This window comes from Thalassospira indica (genome assembly GCF_003403095.1).
GTDB lineage: Bacteria > Pseudomonadota > Alphaproteobacteria > Rhodospirillales > Thalassospiraceae > Thalassospira > Thalassospira indica.
In genome coordinates this window covers 1364810-1389456 of sequence record NZ_CP031555.1, presented here as the reverse complement: position 1 = coordinate 1389456, position 24647 = coordinate 1364810, and the positions used below count along the sequence as shown (strand labels likewise).

Genomic DNA, 24647 nt, shown 5'->3' with positions numbered 1-24647 from the left:
AGTATTTTGGTCAGTTCAAATCATGAACTGTTAGCCACTCATTTGCGTTGGCAGCCAGGTAACGATCCCCGGAAATACGGTGATCAGAAGGGCGGCAAACAACAGCAGGAAGAAGAATGGCAAGGCAGCAACTGCAATCTTGAACAGGTTCTTGCCTGTCAGGCCTTGCAGTACGAAAAGGTTAAAGCCGACCGGTGGCGTGATCTGTGACATTTCGACCACCAGCACGACATAGATGCCGAACCACAAAAGGTCGATGCCAGCGGCCTGCACCATTGGCAGGATCACAGAGGTTGTCAGAACCACCACCGAAATACCGTCAAGGAAACATCCCAGAACGATAAAGAAGATCGTCAGCGCACCAAGCAGCGCATAGGGCGACAGCTCCATCTGGGCGATCCATGCGGCCAGTTCACGCGGCACACCGGTAAAGCCCATGGCAACCGTCAGCACCGCCGCACCCGCAAGGATAAAGCAGATCATGCAGGACGTGCGGGTTGCCCCCATGATGCCATCAAGCAGGCTTTCCTTGGTAAGCGACCCACTGAGCCCTGAGAGGATCAACGCACCGACCACACCGAATGCCGCGGCCTCCGTCGGGGTTGCCACCCCGCCATAGATCGAGCCGATGACAGCCGCAATCAGAACGATGACCGGAATAAGACGACCAGATGCGCGGATTTTTTCAGCAAACGGAATGCTGGGGGCCGCTTCGGGCATCTTGTCCTTGTTGATCGTGGCCCAGATGCCAACGAAGCTCATGAACATGATGATCAGCATGACACCGGGGATCACGCCGGCAATGAAAAGACGGGCAATCGAAAGTTCGGCCGAAACACCATAGACAATCAGGATGATCGACGGCGGGATCAGAAGACCCAGCGTACCGGACCCGGCAAGGGTTCCCAGGATCAGGCTGTCGGCATAGCCCTGCTTACGCAATTCGGGGATCGACATGCGTCCGATGGTGGCCGCCGTTGCCGCCGACGACCCTGACACCGCGGCAAAGATACCGCAGCCCAGAATATTGACATGCAACAGCCGACCCGGAAGTTTGTTCAGCCACGGGGCAAGCCCGGTGAACATGTCTTCGGACAGGCGGGACCGAAACAGGATTTCACCCATCCAGATAAACAGTGGCAGCGGTGCCAGTGACCAGGTCGCAAGGCTTGACCATGCTGTGGTCGCGATGATCGGACCGGTTTGCGCACTGGTGAAAACATCAATGGCAAAGACGCCAATGGCAAAAAGTGCAAGTGCAACCCACAGACCAGCGCCCAGAAACAGGAACAGCAGGCCCATCAGGATAAGACCGATTTGAAGTACGTCCATGACCGCCCCCTACTCGTTCAGATCGTTCGCTTCGCCGCCGACAAAAGCGGGTTCGCGGCCAGCCAGAAGATCAACAAATGCTTCGAGCAGAGCGATGGTAAAGACAACCAGTCCAAAGGCCATGGCGGTTTGCGGGATCCATAGCGGGAAGGCCAGAACGCCGGGCGAAGTATCGCCATACGAAAAGCTTTCCTCGGCCAAAACCGCCATCCACCAGGCAAAGTAACCGGCAAGATAAATCGCAGCCAACAGCGTGATCGCTTCCATTGTCCGACGGACACGACCTTTAAGGTGCGAAAGGACGATCATGACCCGGATATGGGTCCCGGCGCGAAGGGCCGGACCAAGGGCAAGGAACGTACCGGCAGCAAGCGAGAACCCGGCCAGTTCGTTGGCGTCGTGAACGGCGATCCCGACAAGACGCCCCAAGGACTGGGCGAGGATCAGCAGCGCAATGATTACCAGGAACGCGGCCGCCAAAACGGCACTGAATTTGAATAAATAATCTAGCAGTCTGCGCACAGCAGTCCCCCTTTCCGCCAACGATCATCCCCAAAGCGACGTATCGTACCTAACGGACAGTAACATTAAAATGTGCGGATTGTCCGGGACCGAACGGAGGACGACAGCCGTCCGGCCCCGACAATTGGCAAGAACTGGTGCTTAGTTCTTGAACGCGTCGATGATGGCCTGGCCTTCATCGCCGGTTTTTTCCAGCCAACCAGCGACCATTTTGTCACCAGCTGCTGCCAGACCGTCTTTGAGTTCTGCACTAGGTGCAGCAACGTTCATGCCGTTTTCAGAGAGGATTTTCTTTTTCTCTTCGGCTTCTGCCATGCTCATTTCCCAGCCGCGGGTTTCGGCTTTGGCAGCAGCTTCAAGAACAGCAGCCTGAACGTCAGCAGACAGGCCATCGAATGCGCTTTCGCTTACGATAACCATGTTCTTCGGAAGCCATGCCTGAACGTCATAGAAGTTCGAAACAAAGTCCCATGCCTTGGAGTTGGCACCGGTCGACGGCGAGGTGATCATCGCTTCGACAATGCCGGTTGCAAAGGCGGTCGGGATTTCCGGAACTTCAACCTGGGTCGCGACCATGCCGGTCAGCGATGCCAGTTCGGACGTGGTGGCGTTATAGGCGCGGAACTTGACACCATCGAGGTCAGCAACGCTGTTGACTTCGTTTGCGGTGTAAAGGCCCTGTGCCGGCCACGGAACAGCATAAAGAACTTTAAGACCGTCTTTTGCGAGGGCTGCTTCGATGCCTTCGCGCGATACTTCCCAAAGCTTCTTGGCGTCTTCATAAGACGTCGCAAGGAACGGGATCGCGTCAACGGTGTAGATCGGGTTTTCGTTGGCCAGCAGCGAAATCAGGGTTTCGCCGATCGGCACCAGGCCGCGCTGAACCGAACGTTTGATGTCAGCATGCTTGAACAGCGAACCACCGGAATGAACGGTGATGCTCAGCTCACCGCCGGATGCTTCATTCACATCCTTGGCAAATTCAATGATGTTCTGGGTGTGGAAAGTCGCGTCAGGATATGGCGTTGCCATGTCCCAGGTTTCTTCAGCGGATGCAAAGCCGGCTGACATGGTAATCGCTGCGACTGCGACAGTCGAAAGTGCTTTTTTCAACATTTTTCAAGTCTCCCTGTGTGTGATGCAAGCCGATACACGTTATCGCATATCGAGACTCCAAAGTAGCCTCCCGACACATTGATCACATTTTGCCGACAAATTGTCAACTTTAATTCATAGCAGATATGCACAATCCGGGAAACAACACCGTCACCCCCACCTGCGTGAACCCGCAAAAACCGATCATTCATCTGATATTTTTGTTGTTATTGTTGCCTGCCGGGGGCATTCAACTATCGATCAAACAAATAACAAGTGGGGAAAATCCAATGTCTGATCTTTCGGGGAAGTCCGTCTGGATTACCGGTGCCGGCAGCGGCATCGGTGAAGCAATTGCCAAATCTCTGGCGGCTGGCGGGGCGCACGTTGCCCTTTCGGCGCGGCGCGAAGAGACACTTCGGCAAGTTGCAGATGACATTGCGGCAAGCGGGGGAAAAGTTGAAATTTACCCGCTCGACATCAGTGACAGCGACAAGGTTTTTGAAACAGTCGCGAAAATCAAAAGCGCGCTGGGCAAAATTGATGTGCTGATCAACTGCGCTGGCGTGAACACCCCGAAACGGCATTGGCGCGATCTTGATATCAAAGACTGGCAGCGTATCGTCGCTGTCAATCTGAACGGTGTAGCAAACACCGTTTGCGCGACCTTGCCCTTGATGCGCGATCAACAAGACGGACTGATCATCAATATTGCATCCTGGGCCGCAAAACATGAATTCCCGGTCGCTGGCCCGGCCTATATTGCATCCAAGCGCGGTGTCGTCGATCTTTCGCACAGCATCAATCAGGAAGAACTGCACAACAACATCCGCTGTTGCTGCATTTCGCCGGGCGAGGTTGCCACCCCGATCCTTCAGCAACGACCGGTACCGATACAACAGGAAGAGCTTGATCGTGTTTTAAAGCCAAGCGATCTTGCAGAAATCGTGACTTATGTGGTCGGGGCACCCATGCGGGTCTGCTTCAACGAAATCGTGATGTCCCCGACCTACAATCGCACCCTGATACCTATTCAGCCCTAGGTGTTATTCCCATACATCGGGGATGCGAGGGACAAGCCTTGGCGCCGGTATATCAGCATCGCGACTTACATCGCACTTGCTGCACGTGATGCCTGATCATAGACGCCGGAAATTGCGCGAAGGGTCTTGGCGACATCCCCGACTTCCTCGCTATTGACGCCAAGTCGCTGGAAAGTCTCAATCAGGCAATCCTCGCGGACCTGACGGTATTTCTCGCACATTTCGCGACCTTCCTTGGTGGTCGCGTAATGCACTTCCTTGCCACGTTTGACGCCCTCGACCAGTCCGAGCTTGCGGAGCTTTTTAAGGGAATAGTTCACAAGATGGCTGTCCTCGACATTCAGGACAAAGCACACTTCAGACAGGCTTTTTTCCCGTTCACGGGAATTAACGTTGTGCAGCACCAGAATATCGAGAACCGACACATCGGGCATACCCGCCGCACGCATGCACCGCACCATCCAGCGGTTAAATGCGTTGCCTGACAGGATCAACGCAAATTCAAGTTCCGACAGTTCGGCTGCGCGTTCCGAGACAAGATGTGACGATGAGACGATACGTGTTTTATCAGCCATCCGACGTTCCCTGTAATGCAGTATTCCCGGTCACCAAGATAGGTTCCGACCAGGTTCATTGGAAGTTTGTCGGCATTTTATCGCGATAAAGGCGGCAAGGTAAAGCCCTTGCCGCCTTATACTTATCGGCAATTCACCGTTAAAGTGTGCGCATCCGCTCGAGAAAACCATCAATCTGCGACCGCAAGTCACCGCTTTGTTGACCAAGATTATTGGCCGAAACGTTGACGTTGCCAGCCGCTTCGTTGGTTTCATTGACAGCTGCAGATACCCCTTGCATGGCAGCCGAGATTTCCTCTGTCCCGGCGGCGGCCTGTTCGACGTTCTGCGAAATCTCGCTGGTGGCGACAGTTTGTTGTTCGACCGCCGCCGCCACGGCAGCTGCGCGTTCGCTGATGTCGGAGATCATTTTGACAATCTCGTCGATTGCATCGACAGCAAGGCTGGTGGCCTGCTGGATATCATTGATCTGGGATGTGATTTCCTCGGTTGCCTTGCCGGTCTGATTGGCAAGGTTTTTCACCTCGCTTGCGACAACGGCGAAGCCTTTGCCAGCGTCCCCCGCCCGGGCGGCCTCAATCGTTGCATTAAGCGCCAGCAGGTTGGTTTGTTCGGCAATGTCACTGATCAGGCTGATGACTTCGCCAATCTTGATCGCAGAATCATTAAGCCCCTGAATATTGTCATTGGTATTGCGCGCCCGCTCGGTTGCGGACTGTGCCATGGTTGACGTTTCAGTGACCTGACCGGAAATCTCGTTGATAGAAGCCGAAAGTTCGGTTGCGGCCGTGGCAACCAACTGCACATTCGAAGAGGCCTCTTCCGCACCGGAAGACACCGCCATCGACTGGTTGGTCGCCGTTTCAGCACTATTGCGCAATACGTTCGACACCTGATGGAGTTGCTCCACCGCTATTCCGACATCGGCCATGACCGCAACCACCGCCTGATCGAATTCCTGAATATAGCGCTCCTGTGTCTCCATGCGTTTGCGGCGTTTTTCGTCCTCGGCCTTTTGCGCCGCTTCAAGCTTGATGCGTTCGATACCGTTTTCACGGAATACCAGAACCGCACGGCCCATCTCGCCGATTTCGTCCGCCCGCTTCACTTCGTTGATATCCACATCAAAGTCGTTTTCAGCCAATCGGGTCATTTTGTTGGTCAAACTGCTGATCGCGCTGACGATCGCGCGCGCCAACAAGAACGAAAGCCCCATCAACGCAAGAACACCGATTGAATACATGATGACCGAAACCGTCAGACTGGTTTCTGCAATGCTGTCAGCTCTTTGCTTTTGGGTCTGTGCGATATCGCCAATCGATTGACTGAGCTCATTCAGGATCGGCTCAGCCTCGGCATAATAGTCGGACAAAAAGCCGAGCTCTGCCTCGCGCTGCAGGATCTTTTCAGACAGAGCCTTGAAGTCAGCGACATATGACTTCATCAAATCGGTGATTTTGTCCCGCTCGTCGGCTGGAATGTTTGAGACGGCCAATGCCGGTCCAAACTCGGCAAGGCGGTCATCGATCCGACCGACATACTTTGGATCAAGGCGTGCGAGAAAGTCCTTCTCGTGGCGGCGCATCATCAACATGATAACGGTAAGATTGTCGGCATTATATTTCTTGAGCGCCTCTTCGACATTGTGCACCGAGGAACGTAACCGTCCAAGAAGCCCTTCTTCCTCGCTCAAGCCAATTTCTCGCTGCAAACCGACAACCACCGCGAACTTCGCGTCATAGTTGGCAAAGGCTGCCACGATTTCCTGGAGCTGCGCATCAAACGCGTTCAGTTCCGGTGCCTGTTCAAGCTGCTCAAGGCCTGCATTGACGTTTTCAACGACACTGGCATGCTCGGAAACATATTTTTCATCCATGCGCAGGAGGAAGTCCTTTTCCCGCCGACGTGCATTCAGGAATTCACGCGAAACCGCATCAGCAACCAGTTTGTTTTCCAGCGCACTCTCGGCGACCTCTTCGGCGGCCCGTCTTTGTTGCTCGGCAATGAATTGCACGGCACCAACGACAATAAAGATCAAAAGTGCCACCCCGCCGATCAGCGATATTTGATAGAGAAGTCTCATTCGGGAAAGAAAATTCATCTTGGCCCCCAAGCAGTTGCCCCGCCTTTGCCATAGCTTCTCGCCCGCTGGCATCAGCGCAGGTTTCTATTCAACAACGAAATGAAGACACCTATCGCGCCCGCCAGTTCAAACCGGGGGAACCTTGCCCCATATGTCGGGGAACAATTTCGGCCTCTAAGCCGTGGCAAGACATAATTGATGCTTGCCCGGTGCCTGTTTCTTACTCAACTGAATCACATTTGGTGTGAGGCACAACAAAACAAGAGGAAAGATTGCTCTTTCCTCTTGTTCCATTTGCAGACGTGAAATGATGCTTGTTGCAGGCGGCCTATGAAATCGAGCGCATCCTTGCAAGGAAGTTATCGATACGTTCACTCAGACCATCACTTTGACGACCCAGGTTATCGGCCGAACCACGCACATCATCGGCAGCCTCGGTGGTTTCTGCCACCGCCGACGAGACCCCTTGCATGGCGTTCGAGATTTCGGTGGTTGCCGATGCAGCCTGTTCGACATTCTGGGAAATCTCGCTGGTCGCAACGGTCTGTTGTTCGACGGCTGCGGCCACCGCAGATGCCCGTTCGCTGATATCCTTGATCATCTGAACGATGCTATCAATCGCATCGACAGCCGACTGTGTCGCCTGCTGGATATCATTGATCTGGCTTGAAATATCCTCGGTCGCCTTGGCGGTCTGATTGGCAAGGTTTTTCACCTCGCTTGCGACCACGGCAAAGCCCTTGCCAGCATCACCGGCACGGGCGGCTTCGATCGTAGCGTTCAGGGCCAGAAGGTTGGTTTGCTCGGCGATATCGCTGATCAGATTGATGACCTCGCCAATCCGGACAGCGGCCGCATTCAGGCCCTGAATATCATCGTTGGTTGTCTGGGCACGATCACTTGCCGTCGCGGCCATCTTCGAAGTATCGCTGATCTGGCCGGCGATCTCGTGAATAGAGGCCGAAAGCTCCGTCGCCGCCGTTGCAACAAGTTGCACGTTTGACGACGCTTCTTCACTGCCCGCAGAAACAGTTGTCGACTGTTCATTTGCTGTGGCTGCACTGTTGCGCAGAACTTCGGAGACGGAATGCAGCTGTTGAACGGCAGTCCCCACTTCGCTCATCATTGCGACGACATCATCGTCAAATTCGCGAATGTGCTGTTCCTGCGCCTCAATGCGCTGGCGTTGCTTTTCGTCAAGTTCGCGTTGCTGGGCTTCAAGCTTTTGCCGTTCCAGACCGTTCTCGCGGAAGACAACCACTGACCGGCCCATTTCGCCGATTTCATCCTTGCGGTCGGCTTCATCCAGTTTGACGTCAAAGTCGTTCTTGGCCAGCCGGGCCATCTTGTCGGTCAACCCGGTGATGGCCCGCACGATGGCGCGTGCAAGAACCATCGACATCAGGATCATGATGATCGCACCGGCGATAAAGATCGCAAAGGTAACCTGAACCCCGCTATGAGCGATTTGTTCGGCACGTTGTTGCATGTTTTCGGCAACGGTTCGGACTTCATTGCCCAATGTTTCCAGAACCGGCTCGACCGCGGCGTAATACGCGCTGAGGCGTTCCAGAGACTCTTCACGTTCAAGAACGGCGTCTGCAAGGGTTTTGAAATCTGCCAGATATGAATCCATCAGCTTGCCAAGCTGCTGTTTCTTTTCATCCTGAATGCTGCCGGCGCGCTCAAGCGCAGCCGAGAATTGCTTGGAAGTTGCTTCGACACTTTCGACATAGGCCGGATCCAGACGGGCAAGAAAATCCTTTTCATCTCGACGCATCTGCAAAACGGCAATCGACAGGTCCTTGGTGCCACTCAGTCCCAGCATCGCTTCAAGCTTGGCTACTTCTGCCAAAGCAGTTTCGACTTCGGATGCAGCACTGCGCATTTCGCCAAGCAAGCCCGAACTCTCGTCCAGACCAACCTTGCGCTGCAGTTCAACGACAGTGGCGAATTCCGACACATAATTATCGACGGCTGTCTGGACCTGCTCGACCTGCTCAAGAAGACCGCCAAGTTCTTCGCGCCCGGAAAGCTCTTCCGGACCGGCCCGGATTTGTGCGGCGGCTTCGGCGTGGGCAGTGACATATTCCTCGCTTCGTCGAATAACAAAATCTTTTTCGTGGCGACGTGCATCGAGGAATGCGCGCGATACGGTACTTACGGTTCGGGAGTCTTCGCTCGCAGCTTTGGCGATCAATTGCGCGGATTGGCGCTGTTGATCGGCAACGAATTGCGTGATCCCGACAATGGCGAAAATCACCAGAGCAACGATACTCAGCAGCGAGATCTGGTAAACCAGCTTCATTCGCGACAAGAAAGACATGCTTCCACCCCTCATTTTCCGGTTCTTGGTTTTATATTTTGTTTTTCAGAACCATAAAACATTCTACCATCAGTAGATATATAAAGACTAAAGTATAGACTAATTACTAATTCCCTCTACCTTTGGCGAAAATTCCCGCAAATTTGGTCATTTCTTTTCGTCGTCTGCGCACTATGTTTGTGCTTTGCGCGGGTATTGGTGCCGATTAATCACCTATCCATTCAGCCAATCGACCGCGCCGGATTACAAAAAACAGGATGAAGATCACCCATGAGCATCTGGGGCAAAATTATTGGCGGAACTGCAGGCTTTGCCCTGGGCGGACCATTGGGTGCAATTCTCGGCACGGCGGCCGGTCATGTCGTTGACAAGATCAAAAGCAATGCACGCGGGCCGCAAATTGGCGGGCATGATCCCCGCCAGATCGCCTTTGCAACCGGTGTGGTCGTGCTGGCCGCCAAAATGGCCAAGGTTGACGGCCATGTCAGCCGCGATGAAGTCAACGCCTTCAAACGCGTGTTCCATATCCCGTCGGGCGAAGAAAAGAATGTCGGTCGCATCTTTGACATGGCTCGGTCATCGTCTGACGGGTTCGAGGTCTATGCCCATCAGATTGCCACCATGTTTCGTGGTGAACGCGCCATCCTTGAAGGCGTGCTTGAGGCGCTTTATCAAATCGCCATGGCCGACGGCGAACTGCATCCGGCCGAACAGGACTACCTTAAAAAGGTCGCCCATATCTTTGGCTTTGCCGAGATCGACTTTGAACGGGTTCATCATGCCTTCACCGCCTCAGACGGCCCGGATCCCTATGAGCAACTTGGCCTGACGCGTGAGGCCAGTGACGATGACCTGAAATCGGCCCATCGGAAACTGTCGCGCGAAAATCATCCAGACACCCTGATGGCCAAGGGCATGCCGCCAGAATTCATTGAACAGGCCAACGAAAAGATGGCGCGGATCAATGCGGCCTGGGATCAAATCCGCAAAGAGCGCGGCATCCGCTAGCGCGTTCGATCTTCGCGATTATCTCTGTCAAAGTTGATTTCCCTTGCAACGGTGCCCGAATTGCTGTTTGCAGGGGGCCGGTCACTGTGACCCTGTTTTATTTTCAAACTTGTCGGTTTTTCCATGGCGCCACCGCTGATCAATATTAACGACATTCACCTGACCTTTGGCGGGAATGATCTGTTTTCCGATGTGTCATTTGCCATTGGTGACCGCGACCGCCTGTGCCTTGTCGGGCGCAATGGTGGTGGCAAATCGACTCTTTTGAAAATCATCGCCGGTGAAATCGAACCCGATGGCGGGGAACGCTTTGTTCAGCCAGGCTGCAAGGTGGCCTACCTTAACCAGGAACCCAAATTCGACGGCTATGACACGGTCGAGGATTTCGTGCTTTCGGCCCTTGATGACCATGAACAGGATTATGCTTATCGATCCGACATGTTGCTGGCATCGGTTGATATTGATCCGAAGTCGGACCCGAAACAGCTTTCAGGTGGAGAAGGCCGCCGGGCTGCTATTGCACGTGCGCTGATTGCCGATCCGCAGGTTCTGTTGCTTGATGAGCCGACCAACCACCTTGATTTGCCGACGATTGAATGGCTTGAAGGCGAAATCAAGAATTTCCGTGGTGCGGTTGTCGTCATCTCGCACGACCGTGCATTCCTGAATGCCGTATCTAATGGTGTGCTGTGGCTTGATCGCGGTGTGATGCATCAGGGTGCGATCAACTTTTCCCAGTTCGAGGAATGGTCCGAGGAAATCTATCGCAAGGAAGCCGAGGAGCGCGCCAAGCTTGATAAACTGATTGCGCAGGAAACCGTCTGGTCGGTGCAGGGCATTTCAGCCCGCCGCAAACGCAACCAGGGCCGTCTGCGCCGTCTTTATGACATGCGCGCCCAGCGTTCACAGCAGGTTGACCGCATCGGTAATGTATCACTTGCGGCCGATGCCGGTGAGACATCCGGCAAAGTCGTGATCGAAGCGACCGATATCGCCAAAGCATTTGGCGACCGTCAGATTATCGCTGATTTCTCGACCCGTATTTTGCGTGGCGACAAGGTTGGCATTATCGGCCCGAACGGGGCCGGTAAAACCACGCTTTTGAAAATGCTGACCGGTCAGATCGAACCTGACAGTGGCACGATCAAGATCGGCACCAACCTTAATCCAAGCTATTTCGATCAGAAACGCGCCGCCCTTGATGACAGCAAGACCCTTTGGGATACGCTGTGTGATGTTGGCGGTGATCAGGTGATGGTGCGTGGCAATCCCCGCCATGTGGTCAGCTATCTGCGTGACTTCCTGTTTGATGAAAAACAGGCCAGAAGCCCGGTTGGCGCGCTTTCGGGCGGTGAACGCAACCGGTTGTTGCTGGCAAAGCAGCTTGCCAAACCGACCAACCTTCTGATCATGGATGAGCCGACCAACGATCTGGATATGGATACGCTCGATCTGCTTCAGGAAATGCTGAGTGACTATGAAGGCACGCTTCTTCTTGTCAGCCACGATCGTGACTTCCTTGATCGCGTTGTGACATCATCGATCGTCATGGAAGGCGATGGGACTGCCATCGAATATGCCGGTGGTTATTCCGATTACATCGCACAACGCAGACTTTCGCGCGCCGAGGCCGCCAAGGAAGAAAAGGCGGCCGCCAAACAGGTCAAAAAGGCCGCACAGGCATCTGCACCGAAATCAAAACCGACAGGCAAGCTCAGCTATAAGGATCAGCGCGAATACGACAATCTGCCTACTGCGATGGCCAAACTGGAAGCGGAAATCGCCACCCTTGAGGACGCGCTTTCTGATAGCAACCTGTTCACCAAGGACCCGAACGGTTTCCAGAAAAAGGTGGATCGCCTTGATGCTGCGCGCTCAGAACTTGAAGCATCCGAGGAACGCTGGCTGGAACTTGAAATGCTGCGCGAGGAACTTGGGCAGAGCTGACCAAGCTGGCACGAATTTCAAGACAGTTTAGGCATGAGTTGAAAACAACTCATTTGTGCTTTGGGCTAAAACATCGGATCAAGGAACTGGAACCCGTCTAAAAAACTTGGGCGGGTGTGCGTATCTATCTGATATTCTTGGGGTCATTATTGCCCCTTATTGCCGAAAGGCCCCGTCATGCCGATCAAAGCCGTAATTATGGCCTTTTCCGTCGCCGTCATTTGGGGCGTGAACATGCTGACCGTCAAAGGGGCGGTTGGTGAAATCCCGCCCTTCATCCTGACGGCGATGCGTTTTGCGGCTGTGGCGATCCTGTTGCTCCCGTTTACCCAGGTTCCGCGCGGCCGTTTTGGCAAGCTGGCCCTGATCTCGGTGACCTTTGGCGGTTTGCATTTCGGGGTTCTGTTCTATGCCCTTTCGATGATTGATGCCGGGCCCGTCGCCATCATCATTCTTTTGGGCGTGCCGTTTTCATCGATGCTTGCGACTTATTTCTTTAATGACCGGCTGGGCTGGAAACGGCTTTCGGGTATGGCGCTGGCCTTTATCGGTGTCACCATCATGTTCTGGGACCCGACTATGACCGAACTGCAATTACCACTACTACTCGTGGTATTTGCATCCTTCATGTGGGCGGTTGCCAATGTCATGATCAAGAAGCTTGGCGATATTGATACCTTCCAGCTGAATGGCTGGATGGCGCTGATGGCGGCCCCGCAACTTCTGATCATGTCCCTGATCTTTGAGCCGAACGGCTTTGAAGCTGTGATGAACGCAAGCTGGGTGGCCTATGCCAACCTTGCCTTCACGGTCGTGATGTCATCGATTGTTGCGTATGGCTTCTGGTATCATTTGCTGAAGACGCAGGATGTAAATGTCGTTGTGCCCTGGACCCTGTTGGCACCGGTGATCAGTGTGATGGGTTCGTTCCTTGTATTTGACGAGCCGTTTTCGCTGCTTAAAATCATTGGCGGCACAGTCGTTCTGTGCGGCGTGGCGGTCATCATGCTGCGCAAGCCGGTTCAACGCAAAGCACAGGGAATGGATTGATCCGCATGGGGGAAAAGATCACCAAAACGCGATCAGCGGGAAACATGATTTCCCACCCCTCCCCCAATTTCGGCGATCGTCCGGATGGATGCCCGATTGATATTCTCGTCCTGCATTACACCGGCATGCAATCAGGCGCCGACGCACTTGAACGCCTGTGCGATCCGGAAAGTTCTGTCTCAAGCCATTACCTGATCGAGGAAGATGGCCGCATCTTTCAGCTGGTTGATGAAGGCAAGCGCGCCTGGCATGCGGGGCTTGGCATTTGGCAAGATTGTAGCGATGTGAATTCTAATTCCATCGGGATCGAGATCGTCAATCCGGGACATGAATATGGCTATCGCCCGTTTCCGGAAATCCAGATCAAATCCGTTATAGATCTGACGCAAGACATCCTCAAACGCCATGAGATCCCCGCCAGCCGCATTATCGCCCATTCCGATATGGCCCCGGACCGCAAGGAAGATCCGGGTGAACTGTTCCCGTGGCAGCAGCTGGCCGAACACGGCATCGGTCTATGGCCCGGATGCCATGGCGTTGCTGAAATCAGTTCCGGCATTTCCGGCACAGCTGCCAGCCCGGATGAGTTCTATCGCCTGCTTGAGGCAATAGGTTATGGTCCGGCAGACAGCGACGAAGATAAAGCCAAACGCACCATCGCGTTCCAGCGTCATTGGCGGCAAAACGACATTTCAGGCGATGTCGATGGAGAATGCATCGCCATTGCCAAGGTGCTTGCCAGCGCGATCATCCGCTAGGCATCCCTGCCCGCACTGCTTTTTCTTGACGCCACCATGGATGTGACCTACATCCCGATCACCAGATGGCCGGATGGCTGCCCTGATTGCTTGCAATCGGGGAGGAAAGTCCGGGCTCCACGGAAACACGGTGCCAGATAACGTCTGGCGGGGGCGACCCTAGGGAAAGTGCCACAGAGAGTATACCGCCGGATCGCGCAAGCCATCCGGTAAGGGTGAAAGGGTGCGGTAAGAGCGCACCGGTCCTTCAGCAATGCGGGACGCATGGTAAACCCCACCGGGAGCAAAACCTAATAGGAATGGTCGGCCGGATGCTTCGGCATTGTCGGCAGGTGGGTTTTCGCACCACCATTCGGGTTGGTTGCAGGAGGCGTTCGGCGACGGACGTCCCAGATGAATAGTCATCCAGTGCGGTTCGCCGCATGGACAGAACCCGGCTTACAGGCCATCTGGTATTATCTTTTCAGACAGAAAAAAGGCGATGACAATTTCCCGTCATCGCCCGGATCGAATGCCTGCGATCAAGAACAGCAGATCAACCGCGCTCGGCAATGGATTGCGCGAAATACTTGTCTACTTCTTCCTGCGTGCTTTCGGGAATATCGGACGCTGTCTGATCCTTGATCATCTTGCCCAAGGTCGGAAGCGTTTTGCGTTCGATCCGGGTTTCCGGATCCCATAGCTTGGAACGCATCAGCGCCTTTGCGCAATGCAGGAAGGCTTCCTCGACCGTGATCTTGATTGCGGTTATTGGTGCCTTGGGCGTGTCGGCAAAAAGCCCGAGCAAAGCCGGGTCGGTGCTGATTTCAGCAACACCATTGATGCGCAGCGTTTCGTTCACGCCCGGCACGAAAAACAGCATCCCGACTTTCGGGTTGTCGACGATGTTTGACAGGGTATCGACCCGGTTATTCCCCGGACGATCGGGCATGACCAGTGTTTTGTCATCAACAACCTTGATGAAACCCGGGCCATCGCCACGCGGGCTGACATCTGCGTTGCCATTGGTATCTGACGAGGAAATGACCGCAAAGGGCGCAAGCGATATGAAGTGCTTGCAGTGCGGATCAGGCGCCGGCAAACATTTGCTGACAGCAAGTCCAAGCGGCTCTCCGTAAATGGCACGGAGCTTTTCCTGAGTATCGATTTTGGTCATTGCAGATTACCTTTGGCGAGAAACGAGGGCAGAAACTGCTTTAGTTGCGAACGCAAGTCAATTGTCGATTAGCCCGCAATGATTTCCACCGCTGTTTTCACCGCTGCAAACTCGCCATTCAGGCTGGCAAGCGCAACATCATGAACCATCTGGGCCGGGAAAACCCGCCCGTCTGGCAAACTGCGATCAAAGGTCGCACAGGCATCCGCCGCAATGGTGGCATCAAATCCAAGATTGGCCGCCATGCGGGTGGTTGTGTTCACGCAATGATCCGTGGTTATCCCGCACAGAACCAGTTTCGAAATGCCTTGCGCACGCAGATCGGCCTCAAGGTCCGTGCCGATCAGGGCAGAATTGACGTTCTTGCCATAGACCGGCTCATCATCCTTGGGCGCAAGACCCGGCTTGAAAGCGTTGCCGGGATGGTCGGGATGCAGGCGCGATTGCGGCTCTGTCGAGTTGTGCTTGGCGTGAAACACAGGCCAACCTTTGGCGCGCCAGTGTGCGAGCAGTTTTTCGCCGTTGGCTTCGGCGTCGGGGTTGTTGCGATTTCCCCAATAACTGAGGTCATCAAATCCATTCTGCCAATCAATCAGGATCAGGGCGGTTTTGCTCATTTGTGGGGCTCCGATATTTGGTGAATGTGCCGGTCAATCTAGCAGCGCAAAGACTGTCCAAAAGGACAGAAGCCCCACGCATTTCGCCATTTGGCCTAAAGCCATCCTTTGCGCTTGAAATACAGCAGCGGCAGGACAGCCGACAGTACCATCAGGCCGATTGCGACCGGATAGCCGAACTCCCACCCCAGTTCGGGCATGAATTCGAAGTTCATGCCATAGATGCTAGCGATCAGGGTCGGCGGCAGGAAGGCGGCCGCAGCAACCGAGAAGATCTTGATGATGTTGTTTTGTTCAAGGCTGATCATGCCAAGGGTCGCATCCAGCAGGAAAGTTACCTTGTTGGCGATGAAATTGGCGTGTTCGGTGATCGAAACAATATCGCGCGACAGGATTTTAAGCCGTGCCTTGGCATCCTTTTTAAGGCGCGCCTGTGTTGAGAGGAACAATCCCAAACGATGCAGGTTCAATAGACTGTCCTTGGCCTTGCCCGACAGGTTACCGGTACGCCCGATCTGACGCAGGGTTTCGCGGTGATCCGCATCCGAGCTCTTCTCGTCGGGGCTGATAAAGACCTGATTGGACAGGCTTTCAAGATCGGTCGCCGTTTGCTCCATCAGGTCGGCAAGTCGATCAACAATCTGTTCAAGCAGACCAAACAAAACGGCCTCGGCGCTATTGGCAAGCGACGGGCTGCGTTTCACACGACGGATGAAGGTCTTGAACGGTACTGGATCGGCATAACGCACGGTGATCAGGGTCTTTTTGACCAGAATAAACGTCACCGCCGTGGTTTGCGGCGCATCGGTGGTTGCCTTGGTCAGAACCGAAACCGTCATGAACAACGCACCGTCTTCGTCATACAAGCGCGATGACAGTTCGATTTCCTGCATTTCTTCGCGCGTCGGTATTTCAATGCCAAAGCGTTCTTCGATCTCGTGAATTTCATCGGGCGTCGGGGCATGCAAATCGACCCAAACCGGAAGGCGTTCGGCCTTGGCAGCAGCCGGTTTGGCGCCAGATTGTTCAGAAGACGTGTTTGCGGCCTCGGTTGCCTGCCCACTGTCACCGACGGCGCTATCAGAAGCAGCCGGACTGGCGGCATTGCCGCTGTCGGTGTTTGCGCGCACCGGGGCAAAGAATTCGTTGGTGTCCATGAGCCTCTCCGTCTCTTCCGGCTTGCCGATGGTTACGGATGCCAGTTTATTGAATGCTTGTCATGTGATGAATGCGTTTCCAAGCAACGCAGGCCTAGAATGGCAAAACCGTCTGGAACGAAAACGGATCAATGTCCGCCGCCGCTCCGCGCTTTTCATCATAGGTCGCATGCACCTGCGCCATGAATTCTTCCTTGCTGATCATCTTGTCACCATCGGCATCAAATTCCGGAAACAGCAATTCAAGTCGGCGGCTTTCGGTGCGCAACCTTTGTCGATTGGCATCCGAAGAACCCGGCAATTTTTCAACTGCGGCAAATTCGCGCGCCACCAAAACATTATCGCCCGTGATATCGCGCCGCCTGAACATCCAGCTGGCATAGGCGGCAGCCTCATCCGCGCTTATCCGGCCATCCTGGTCGATATCAACCGGGTGGTATTGTTCGCGATAGACTTTGACTTGTTCGGGGACGCCCGATGGGGCGACGCCAGCGCCGCCATTTTGCTGGGCAAGCGCCTTTGCAATTGCCTCGCTCAGTCCGGGGATGTTCGACACACCGTCGCCTGTCATACCGGGAACACCTGCACCGGAGCCATCCCCATTCAGGCCATTCAGCCCCGAAAGCCCGCCCAGTCCAAACTGAGACATCAGTTCCGGATTGTTTTGCAGCTGTTGCATGATCAAGGGCAGCAATTCACGCATCTGCGGCGATGAAACTTCGGGCGAATTTGATCCGCCACCGGCCGGGTCAAGACTCAGCCCCTGCGCCGTGGCCTCCCCACCCGTGATCGGATTTAGCCCGGGAACCAATGCGGCCCAGGAAAATGCGCAACCCATTAATAGAATGGCAGCTTTTATCCGCAACAATCGCTTCCTTCGTTTCACTGACGCTGCCCTGCGCCAGAAGACAACGCCCCATTCGGGGACATTTTCATTCGTGATGGCCGATCAAAACCATCAGAGATCATTTTGACATTTTGCAGGAGTTTGCCCGCGCATCAAACCCGATTGGCCATCAAATCGCAAATTGTCTTCGACAACCCCATTCAAATCCAATTCTTGAACTGGTCCATCAAAACCCAAATTCCGGTTTTTCGATAGTCTTCCCATGGGTCCCCATGGAACCGAATTGGGATTTTATGGGCAGAAGATGGATCGCCGCTGGTTTTCCCGCATTTTTGGCCGATTTCAGCCTTTCCGCATATACCGCGGAAACCCTCGGGAAGTGCCAAAACGTCACATTCTTGCCCATCAAATCCCATTGACCCCCATAATTTCCCATGGTACCCCATAAAGAGGCACAAATTCCGTGCCATGCGGGGCATATCCATTTCAGACACACCTCAGTCGCAAGACAGCCCGTCAGGGCCAGTGTTCTGAGATCGGTTTTTTGATCAGGGGAATGGCGAAGTGCTGTTCACAGGGACGCACATTCACAAGCTGGACCGGAAGGGACGCGTATCCGTCCCCAAACGGTTCCGTGCGGCCCTCGATACCGAAGAATTCGCCGGCATCTACCTGTATCAATCCCACAAGGAAAGCGCGCTTGAAGGCTGCAGCCACAGCCATATGGAGCGCATTGCCGCATCGCTTGATGAACTCGACATGTTTTCTGACGAGGCCGACGATCTGGCAGACACCATCCTTGGGTCCTCACATATGCTTCCTTACGACGGCGAAGGCCGCATCATTCTGCCCGCAGAATTGATCGAATTCGCCCGCATCGAAGATCAGGTCGCCTTTGTCGGCCGTGGTCGCACCTTCCGCCTGTGGAACCCTGACATCTTCAAGCCCCTGCAAGAAGCCAGCCGGACCCGCACGCTTAACCGTGGTGCGACATTGAAGCTCAAACCGATGACTGAACTCCCCAAAGGTGCACGTCCCGGCACCGTAACGGAGGAGGACGCATCATGAGCAGCAACGATCTAAGCTTTGCTACCGAAGATCGCCCGCACAAGCCGGTCTTGCTCCGCGAGGTCCTAGAAGCCCTTGCACCGCGTGACGGCGAGATCATGGTTGACGGTACCTTTGGCGCAGGCGGTTACTCCCGCGCCATTCTTGACTCTGCCAACTGCGAACTTTACGGCATCGACCGCGACCCGACCGCTGTTGCCACCGGCAGAAAGCTTGAAGCCGAATATGACGGCCGCTTCCACATGGTCGAGGGTTGCTTTGGCGATATGGCCAAACTTCTCCCGGCGGCAGGTGCGCAGCAGGTCGATGGTATCGTTCTTGATATCGGCGTTTCGTCGATGCAGCTTGATCAGGCTGATCGAGGATTTTCGTTCCGCGAAGACGGCCCGCTTGATATGCGCATGTCGATGTCCGGCCCGACGGCGGCCGATTTCGTCAACACCGCCGAAGAAGAAGACATCGCCAACGTCATTTACCGCTATGGCGAGGAACGCGCATCGCGCAAGGTCGCGCGCAAGATTATCGAAATGCGCGCAGAGGAACCCTTTACCACCACATCCCAGCTCGCGCGTGCCGTGCGTTCTGTGGTGCGCAAATCCAAGGACGGCATTGATCCCGCCACACGGACGTTCCAGGCGCTGCGTATTTACGTCAATGATGAGCTTGGCGAACTTGAACGCGCCATGGATGCCGCTGAAACGCTGCTGAAACCGGGTGGCCGTCTGGTGGTTGTGACTTTCCATTCGCTTGAAGACCGGCAGGTCAAAACATTCATGAAGGAACGCTCTGGCGATCCAAACAAGATGTCACGTCGCCTGCCCGGCGAACCGGAAGTCGCCATTCCGACCTTTACGACAATTACACGCAAGGCCGTCACCGGTCAGAAAGATGAAATTCGCGCCAACCCGCGCGCACGTTCGGCAAAACTGCGCGCTGTTGCGCGCAACGACCAACCGGCTACATCGCAGGGAGATCGCAAATGACCCGTGCGGTAACCATCATTGGCCTCGTTTTGACCATCCTGATCGGCACCGGCACCTATTGGGTCAGCCATCAGGTCGAACGTCTTGAAAAACGTTATGCAGATATTCAGTCCGACATTCTGGCCGAACAGGAAAGCATCCATGTTCTTCAGGCAGAATGGAGCTATCTGAACAATCCGGAACGTATCGAACGCCTGTCCAGGCAGTATCTGAGCCTTGCCCAGATTGATGTGCTTCAGATGGCAAGCATCGACGATCTGCCCGAAGACGCCGATCTGCATCAGTATCGCATCAACAAGTTTGGCGAGGCAGTTGCCTTCATGCCCGTCCCGCGCGCCCGTCCGGGTGATCTGATGTATGACGAGGCGGCTGATACCATGATCATTGATGCCCCGTCCGTCGCAACCGAAACGGGGGGTGCACAATGAGCCTGACCCGTTTTTCATACTGGCTGCGTGGCGACCGTCCGGAACTGGGCCCGGATCAGCGCGAACGTCTTGCGCTTGAAACTGCGCGCAACCGTATCTTTATCACCGGCGCGATGTTCATCATCGGTTTTTGCTGGATCACTTATGGCCTGATTGATGCATCGGTTCTGCGTCAGGGCAATGAACCGGCTGTCGCATCGGGAACCGATACCCGTGAACTCAAGACCGAGCGCGCCGATATCGTTGATCGCAACGGCATGCTGCTTGCGACCGATCTTCCGACCAATTCGCTTTATGCCGATGCCCGTGTCGTCAAGGACCCGGTTGAGTCCGCCGACCTTTTGTTGACCGTACTGCCCGATCTGGACCGCGATTCACTGATCCGTCATCTTAGCTCGCGCAAGGCATTCGTCTGGCTTCGCCGCAACCTGACGCCGGAACAGCAATATGACGTCAACTCGCTTGGCATTCCGGGATTGAATTTCCAGCGTGAAGAACGCCGCGTTTATCCGCATGGGCGTCTTCTGTCACATGTTCTGGGCTTCACCGACATCGACAATAACGGCATCGCCGGGGCCGAGCGCGAATTTGACAACGAATTGCGCATCAATAACGGCCCACTGGAACTTTCGCTTGATACTCGCGTGCAATATGCGCTTGCCGAAGAAGTCGAAAACGCGATGGAAACCTACAGCGCGGTTGGGGCGGCAGGCCTTGTGATGGATGTTTATACCGGCGAAGTCGTTGCGATGACATCGCTTCCGAACTTTGACCCCCATCGCCCGGGTCAGGCACCAGCCGATGCACGCTTTAACCGGTCTACGCTTGGCGTTTACGAAATGGGTTCGGTGTTCAAGCTGTTTAACACGGCCATCGCCCTTGAAACCGGCACGTCGACGCTGAATTCGGTCTATGACGCGACTGAACCGCTGGCAATTGGCGGTTTCCGCATTCGTGACTATCACGGCGAGAACCGCTGGCTGACCTTGCCGGAAATCCTTGTTCACAGCTCGAACATCGGATCAGCCCGCATGGCAATGGCCTTTGGCGGCGAGACCCAGCAAAAATACCTTAAAAAGCTTGGCATGCTCGACAAACCGGAGATCGAGCTTCCTGAAGTTGGCGGACCGCTTGTGCCCAATCCGTGGCGCGACATCAACACCATGACGATTTCATTCGGTCATGGTCTGGCCGTGACCCCGCTTCAGGTTGTCAGTGGCATTTCCACCCTTGTGAATGGTGGTATTCGCCGCCCTGCGACCATCCTCAAACAGGACGGCGCACCGGCAGGCGAACGTGTATTTTCCCAGAAAACGTCGGAACTGCTGCGTCGCCTGATGCGACTGGTCGTAACCGACGGTTCTGGCAAGAACGCCGAAGTGGCGGGTTACTTCCTTGGCGGGAAGACTGGCACTTCGGAAAAACTCGTGAACGGGCGCTATGTCAAGAACGCCCGCATGTCGACCTTTGTCGCCGCCTTCCCGATGCAGGACCCGAAATATGTGGTTCTGGTGACGTTGGACGAGCCCAAAGGCACTAAAGAAACTTATGGATTTGCCACAGCAGGTTGGGTGTCCGCCCCTGCAGTTGGCAAGGTTGTGACACGTATTGCTCCCCTTTTGGGCATTGAACCGGCGAATGCGAAGGCGCCGGAGATTGAGCAAGCGCTGCAGATCGAACTTCGCAAGGGGGAACGCAAACTTGCGTCTTTCTGAGCTCATGGCAGGTGATCAAGCGGCATTGAAACATGCCGAAGGACAGGACCCGGATATCACGGGCCTGACAGCAGACTCACGCACCGTGAAGGATGGCTATATGTTTGCCGCCCTGTCCGGTGCACGTGATGACGGTTCCAAGTATATCGCCGACGCGATCAAGCTTGGTGCCGCGGCCATCCTTGCAAAGGATGGAACGCCAAGACCGGCAGCCCCCACGGTTCCGCTGATCCCGGTGGAAAACCCGCGCAAACGTTATGCCCAGCTTGCTGCACGTTTCTATGGCAAGCAGCCGGCAAACATCGCGGCGATCACCGGCACCAACGGCAAAACATCCACAGCGATCTTTACCGAGCAGCTCTGGACGATCCTTGGCAACATGTCGGGATCGATCGGAACGCTTGGCATTCGGGCCGCTGGGGCAAAGATCCCCGGATCACTGACCACGCCCGATCCGGTTGCCCTACATCAAAGCCTTGATGAAATGTCTGGCATTGGTGTTACCCATGTCGCGATGGAGGCAAGCTCGCACGGGCTGGATCAATACCGCCTGGATGGCGTGAAGGTTACCGTTGCCGCGTTTACCAACCTGTCGCGTGATCATCTTGATTATCACGGCACGTTCGAAAAATATTTCGCCGCCAAGGCCCGCCTGTTCTCCGACCTTTTGGTTGCCGATGGTACGGCTGTGCTGAATGCCGATGTTGAACAGTTCGATCTTTTGAAAAAACTCTGCGCCAAGCGCGGTGTAAATGTTCTGTCCTATGGCCAGAACGCCGATGACATCAAACTGATCAAGGCAACACCAGACAGCTCCGGCACCAAGCTCCGCCTTCTGGCAAACAAGGGCGAATACAACATCCACCTGCCGCTGATGGGAAGCTTCCAGGTGATGAACGCGCTGGCAGCCCTTTCCATCGTGGTGGCATCTGGTGCCGACCTTGATCAGGCGGTTCTGGCCCTTGAAAAACTTGAAGGTGTTCGTGGTCGTCTGGAACTGGTTGGCAAAACCAGCTTCGGCGCACCGGTATTTGTTGATTACGCCCACACGCCCGATGCCCTTGAAACCGTGATCAAGGCGGTCCGTCCGCATTGCAAAGGCCGCATCGTTTGTGTATTCGGGGCCGGTGGGGACCGTGATACCGGCAAACGCCCGTTGATGGGACAGGTTGCGCACGATTTTGCCGATATCGCCATCGTCACCGATGACAATCCGCGCAGCGAGGACCCGGCCACCATTCGTGCGGCCATCAAGGCGAAATGCGACGGTGCTGTTGAGATCGGTGATCGCGCCGAGGCCATCAAACGCGGCATTGGCATCCTGCAGCGTAACGATGTCCTTATTATTGCCGGAAAAGGCCATGAAAGAGGCCAAGTTGTCGGCGATACGGTTCTTCCATTCGATGATGCATCTGTCGCCCGCAGCATCCTTGCTGGTGGCAATTGAACATAAATACCGTTACGGCGCTTTGGCCGTGATGGCCTGACCGGAAAGAAAGTGACGTTATGACGAAGGCTGTTTTATGGACGGCAAAGGATGCCGAAACCGCAACTGGTGGCAAAACCACCGGGGACTGGACGGTAGCCGGCATTACAATTGACAGCCGCAAAGTCAGCGAAGGCGATCTTTTCATCGCCCTGAAAGGCCCGAATTTCGACGGTCACAAATTCGCCCAGGCCGCCCTTGATGCCGGCGCACATGCCGTCATGGTCTCGGATGCCAAAGGCATCACCGATACCGACAAGGTTCTTCTGGTGGATGACACGATGGCCGCCCTTGAGAGCATTGGCCTTGCCGGTCGCGCCCGCAGCAAAGCCAAAATCGTCGCCATCACCGGCAGTGTTGGCAAAACCGGCACCAAGGAAGCGCTTAAATACGTGCTGTCCCAGCAGGGGAAAACCCATGCCAGCCCGGCCAGCTTCAACAATCATTGGGGCGTGCCGATTACTCTGGCAACCCTGCCCGCTGATGCCGACTTTGGCGTTTTTGAAATCGGCATGAACCATCCGGGCGAAATCAGCAAGCTTGTCAAAATGGTCAAGCCAAGTGTCGCAGTGATCACAACGGTGGTCGGCGCCCACACCGAATTTTTCAAGGACGAAGCCGAAATTGCCATGGCCAAGGCAGAGATTTTCGATGGCCTTGATAAGGATGGCACGGTCATTCTGAACCGTGACAACATGCACTACTTCGCCCTTGCCCGCCGTGCCAAGGAACTTGGCCTTGGCAACGTCAAATGCTTTGGCACCGATGCCATGGCGAACTATCGCCTGTTTGAAGCCAACATCGTTACCGATGGCAGTGCCGTCCGCGCACGTGTCGGTGGACGTGATCTGGAATATTTCATCGGCTGCCCCGGTGAACACTGGGTTCTGAACTCGCTTGCAGTGCTGGGATGTGTTGACGCGATTGGTGCGGACCCTGTACGTGCCGCGCAGGATCTCGCGGATGTCACGCCGCCTGCGGGTCGTGGTGAAACACACACGGTCAAGCTGCCCTCCGGGAATGGTACCTTTACCCTGATTGATGATGCCTATAACGCCAATCCGACCTCGATGATGGCGGGGATCAAGGTCCTGTCACAGACCAAACCGAGTGACGGCGGACGCAAGATTGCCGTTCTGGGCGAAATGCGCGAACTCGGCGATATTGCGCCGAAAATGCATGCCGATTTGCATCAACCGCTGACCGCACTTGAAATTGATCGGGTTTACTCGGTCGGGCCAATGATGGCTGAACTCGACAAAACGTTGCCTTCCGAACGAAATGCCGGCCATTTTGACACAGCCGAAGACGCAATTGAGCCAATAAAGGCCGATTTGCGCGATGGCGATGTGGTTTTGGTCAAAGGATCGCTTGGCATTTACGTTTCGAAAATTGTATCGGCCTTAAAATCCTGTGGCGTGGTGGAATAATCCACAACCGCAACAGGATGA

21 protein-coding genes and 1 other RNA gene are annotated in these 24647 nt (G+C 54.9%); 12 read left to right on the top strand and 10 right to left on the bottom strand.

The window, feature by feature from the left end:
• Nucleotides 1–30: 30 nt before the first annotated feature.
• The 3 genes from DY252_RS06530 to DY252_RS06520 form a co-directional block, all read right to left on the bottom strand.
• On the bottom strand, nucleotides 31–1332 hold the full coding sequence (locus DY252_RS06530) for a TRAP transporter large permease (protein ID WP_064789411.1): 1302 nt from the start codon (nucleotides 1330–1332) through the stop codon (nucleotides 31–33).
• A 9-nt stretch (nucleotides 1333–1341) separates the two neighbouring features.
• Nucleotides 1342–1854, bottom strand: coding sequence for a TRAP transporter small permease (locus tag DY252_RS06525; protein ID WP_008889617.1), 513 nt, complete (start codon nucleotides 1852–1854; stop codon nucleotides 1342–1344).
• A 141-nt stretch (nucleotides 1855–1995) separates the two neighbouring features.
• Entirely contained in the window at nucleotides 1996–2970 is a 975-nt protein-coding gene (locus DY252_RS06520; RefSeq protein WP_008889616.1) for a TRAP transporter substrate-binding protein, read from the bottom strand.
• A 269-nt stretch (nucleotides 2971–3239) separates the two neighbouring features.
• Between DY252_RS06520 and DY252_RS06515 the strand changes: the two genes are divergently transcribed.
• Nucleotides 3240–3992, top strand: a complete 753-nt coding sequence (locus tag DY252_RS06515) for an SDR family oxidoreductase (RefSeq protein ID WP_064789473.1) — start codon at nucleotides 3240–3242, stop codon at nucleotides 3990–3992.
• 65 nt (nucleotides 3993–4057) lie between these two features.
• Here the strand turns inward: DY252_RS06515 and DY252_RS06510 are convergent, their stop codons facing one another.
• From DY252_RS06510 to DY252_RS06500, 3 genes are all read right to left on the bottom strand, one after another.
• Nucleotides 4058–4567, bottom strand: coding sequence for a winged helix DNA-binding protein (locus DY252_RS06510; protein WP_008889614.1), 510 nt, complete (start codon nucleotides 4565–4567; stop codon nucleotides 4058–4060).
• A gap of 139 nt (nucleotides 4568–4706) precedes the next feature.
• The gene (locus DY252_RS06505) at nucleotides 4707–6650 is read right to left on the bottom strand and encodes a methyl-accepting chemotaxis protein (RefSeq protein WP_245960874.1); all 1944 of its coding nucleotides are present in this window, start codon (nucleotides 6648–6650) and stop codon (nucleotides 4707–4709) included.
• A 328-nt stretch (nucleotides 6651–6978) separates the two neighbouring features.
• Nucleotides 6979–8976, bottom strand: coding sequence for a methyl-accepting chemotaxis protein (locus DY252_RS06500; protein ID WP_082923520.1), 1998 nt, complete (start codon nucleotides 8974–8976; stop codon nucleotides 6979–6981).
• Nucleotides 8977–9246: 270 nt separating this feature from the next.
• On the opposite strand from DY252_RS06500, the gene DY252_RS06495 reads away from it, so the two are divergent.
• The 5 genes from DY252_RS06495 (at nucleotide 9247) to rnpB (ending at nucleotide 14196) form a co-directional block, all read left to right on the top strand.
• On the top strand, nucleotides 9247–9984 hold the full coding sequence (locus DY252_RS06495) for a TerB family tellurite resistance protein (RefSeq protein ID WP_064789414.1): 738 nt from the start codon (nucleotides 9247–9249) through the stop codon (nucleotides 9982–9984).
• 123 nt (nucleotides 9985–10107) lie between these two features.
• Entirely contained in the window at nucleotides 10108–11931 is a 1824-nt protein-coding gene (locus DY252_RS06490; protein ID WP_064789415.1) for an ATP-binding cassette domain-containing protein, read from the top strand.
• A 177-nt stretch (nucleotides 11932–12108) separates the two neighbouring features.
• Nucleotides 12109–12981, top strand: coding sequence for a DMT family transporter (locus DY252_RS06485; RefSeq protein ID WP_064789416.1), 873 nt, complete (start codon nucleotides 12109–12111; stop codon nucleotides 12979–12981).
• A gap of 5 nt (nucleotides 12982–12986) precedes the next feature.
• Nucleotides 12987–13739 (top strand): N-acetylmuramoyl-L-alanine amidase, encoded by a 753-nt coding sequence (locus tag DY252_RS06480; RefSeq protein ID WP_064789417.1) that lies wholly within the window; start codon nucleotides 12987–12989, stop codon nucleotides 13737–13739.
• 61 nt (nucleotides 13740–13800) lie between these two features.
• Nucleotides 13801–14196: RNase P RNA component class A (gene rnpB, locus DY252_RS06475), an RNA gene on the top strand.
• Between the two features lie 78 nt (nucleotides 14197–14274).
• Here the strand turns inward: rnpB and DY252_RS06470 are convergent.
• From DY252_RS06470 to DY252_RS06455, 4 genes are all read right to left on the bottom strand, one after another.
• On the bottom strand, nucleotides 14275–14895 hold the full coding sequence (locus tag DY252_RS06470; RefSeq protein ID WP_064789418.1) for a pyridoxamine 5'-phosphate oxidase family protein: 621 nt from the start codon (nucleotides 14893–14895) through the stop codon (nucleotides 14275–14277).
• A gap of 68 nt (nucleotides 14896–14963) precedes the next feature.
• A complete protein-coding gene (locus DY252_RS06465) occupies nucleotides 14964–15512 on the bottom strand; it encodes a cysteine hydrolase family protein (protein WP_064789419.1) in 549 nt (182 codons plus the stop codon).
• A 95-nt stretch (nucleotides 15513–15607) separates the two neighbouring features.
• Nucleotides 15608–16669 (bottom strand): magnesium/cobalt transporter CorA, encoded by a 1062-nt coding sequence (gene corA / locus DY252_RS06460; protein ID WP_064789420.1) that lies wholly within the window; start codon nucleotides 16667–16669, stop codon nucleotides 15608–15610.
• Between the two features lie 94 nt (nucleotides 16670–16763).
• A complete protein-coding gene (locus tag DY252_RS06455; protein WP_231959744.1) occupies nucleotides 16764–17534 on the bottom strand; it encodes an EF-hand domain-containing protein in 771 nt (256 codons plus the stop codon).
• Between the two features lie 546 nt (nucleotides 17535–18080).
• Between DY252_RS06455 and DY252_RS06450 the strand changes: the two genes are divergently transcribed.
• Genes DY252_RS06450 through DY252_RS06425 form a run of 6 tightly spaced genes read left to right on the top strand, consistent with a single transcriptional unit; the run spans nucleotide 18081 to nucleotide 24626 of the window.
• Nucleotides 18081–18584 carry a division/cell wall cluster transcriptional repressor MraZ gene (locus tag DY252_RS06450; protein WP_064789423.1) on the top strand — a complete coding sequence of 168 codons (504 nt, stop codon included), beginning with the start codon at nucleotides 18081–18083 and terminating at the stop codon, nucleotides 18582–18584.
• Complete coding sequence (rsmH, locus tag DY252_RS06445; RefSeq protein WP_064789424.1) at nucleotides 18581–19567, top strand: 16S rRNA (cytosine(1402)-N(4))-methyltransferase RsmH; 987 nt, start codon at nucleotides 18581–18583, stop codon at nucleotides 19565–19567. Before DY252_RS06450 ends, rsmH begins: the two co-directional genes overlap by 4 nt.
• A complete protein-coding gene (gene ftsL, locus DY252_RS06440; RefSeq protein ID WP_064779592.1) occupies nucleotides 19564–19995 on the top strand; it encodes a cell division protein FtsL in 432 nt (143 codons plus the stop codon). The genes rsmH and ftsL overlap by 4 nt, the downstream gene beginning before the upstream one ends.
• Nucleotides 19992–21710, top strand: coding sequence for a peptidoglycan D,D-transpeptidase FtsI family protein (locus tag DY252_RS06435; protein WP_064789425.1), 1719 nt, complete (start codon nucleotides 19992–19994; stop codon nucleotides 21708–21710). Before ftsL ends, DY252_RS06435 begins: the two co-directional genes overlap by 4 nt.
• Nucleotides 21697–23157, top strand: a complete 1461-nt coding sequence (locus DY252_RS06430) for a UDP-N-acetylmuramoyl-L-alanyl-D-glutamate--2,6-diaminopimelate ligase (RefSeq protein WP_064789426.1) — start codon at nucleotides 21697–21699, stop codon at nucleotides 23155–23157. Before DY252_RS06435 ends, DY252_RS06430 begins: the two co-directional genes overlap by 14 nt.
• A 59-nt stretch (nucleotides 23158–23216) precedes the next feature.
• Nucleotides 23217–24626 carry a UDP-N-acetylmuramoyl-tripeptide--D-alanyl-D-alanine ligase gene (locus tag DY252_RS06425; RefSeq protein WP_064789427.1) on the top strand — a complete coding sequence of 470 codons (1410 nt, stop codon included), beginning with the start codon at nucleotides 23217–23219 and terminating at the stop codon, nucleotides 24624–24626.
• Nucleotides 24627–24647 lie beyond the last annotated feature (21 nt).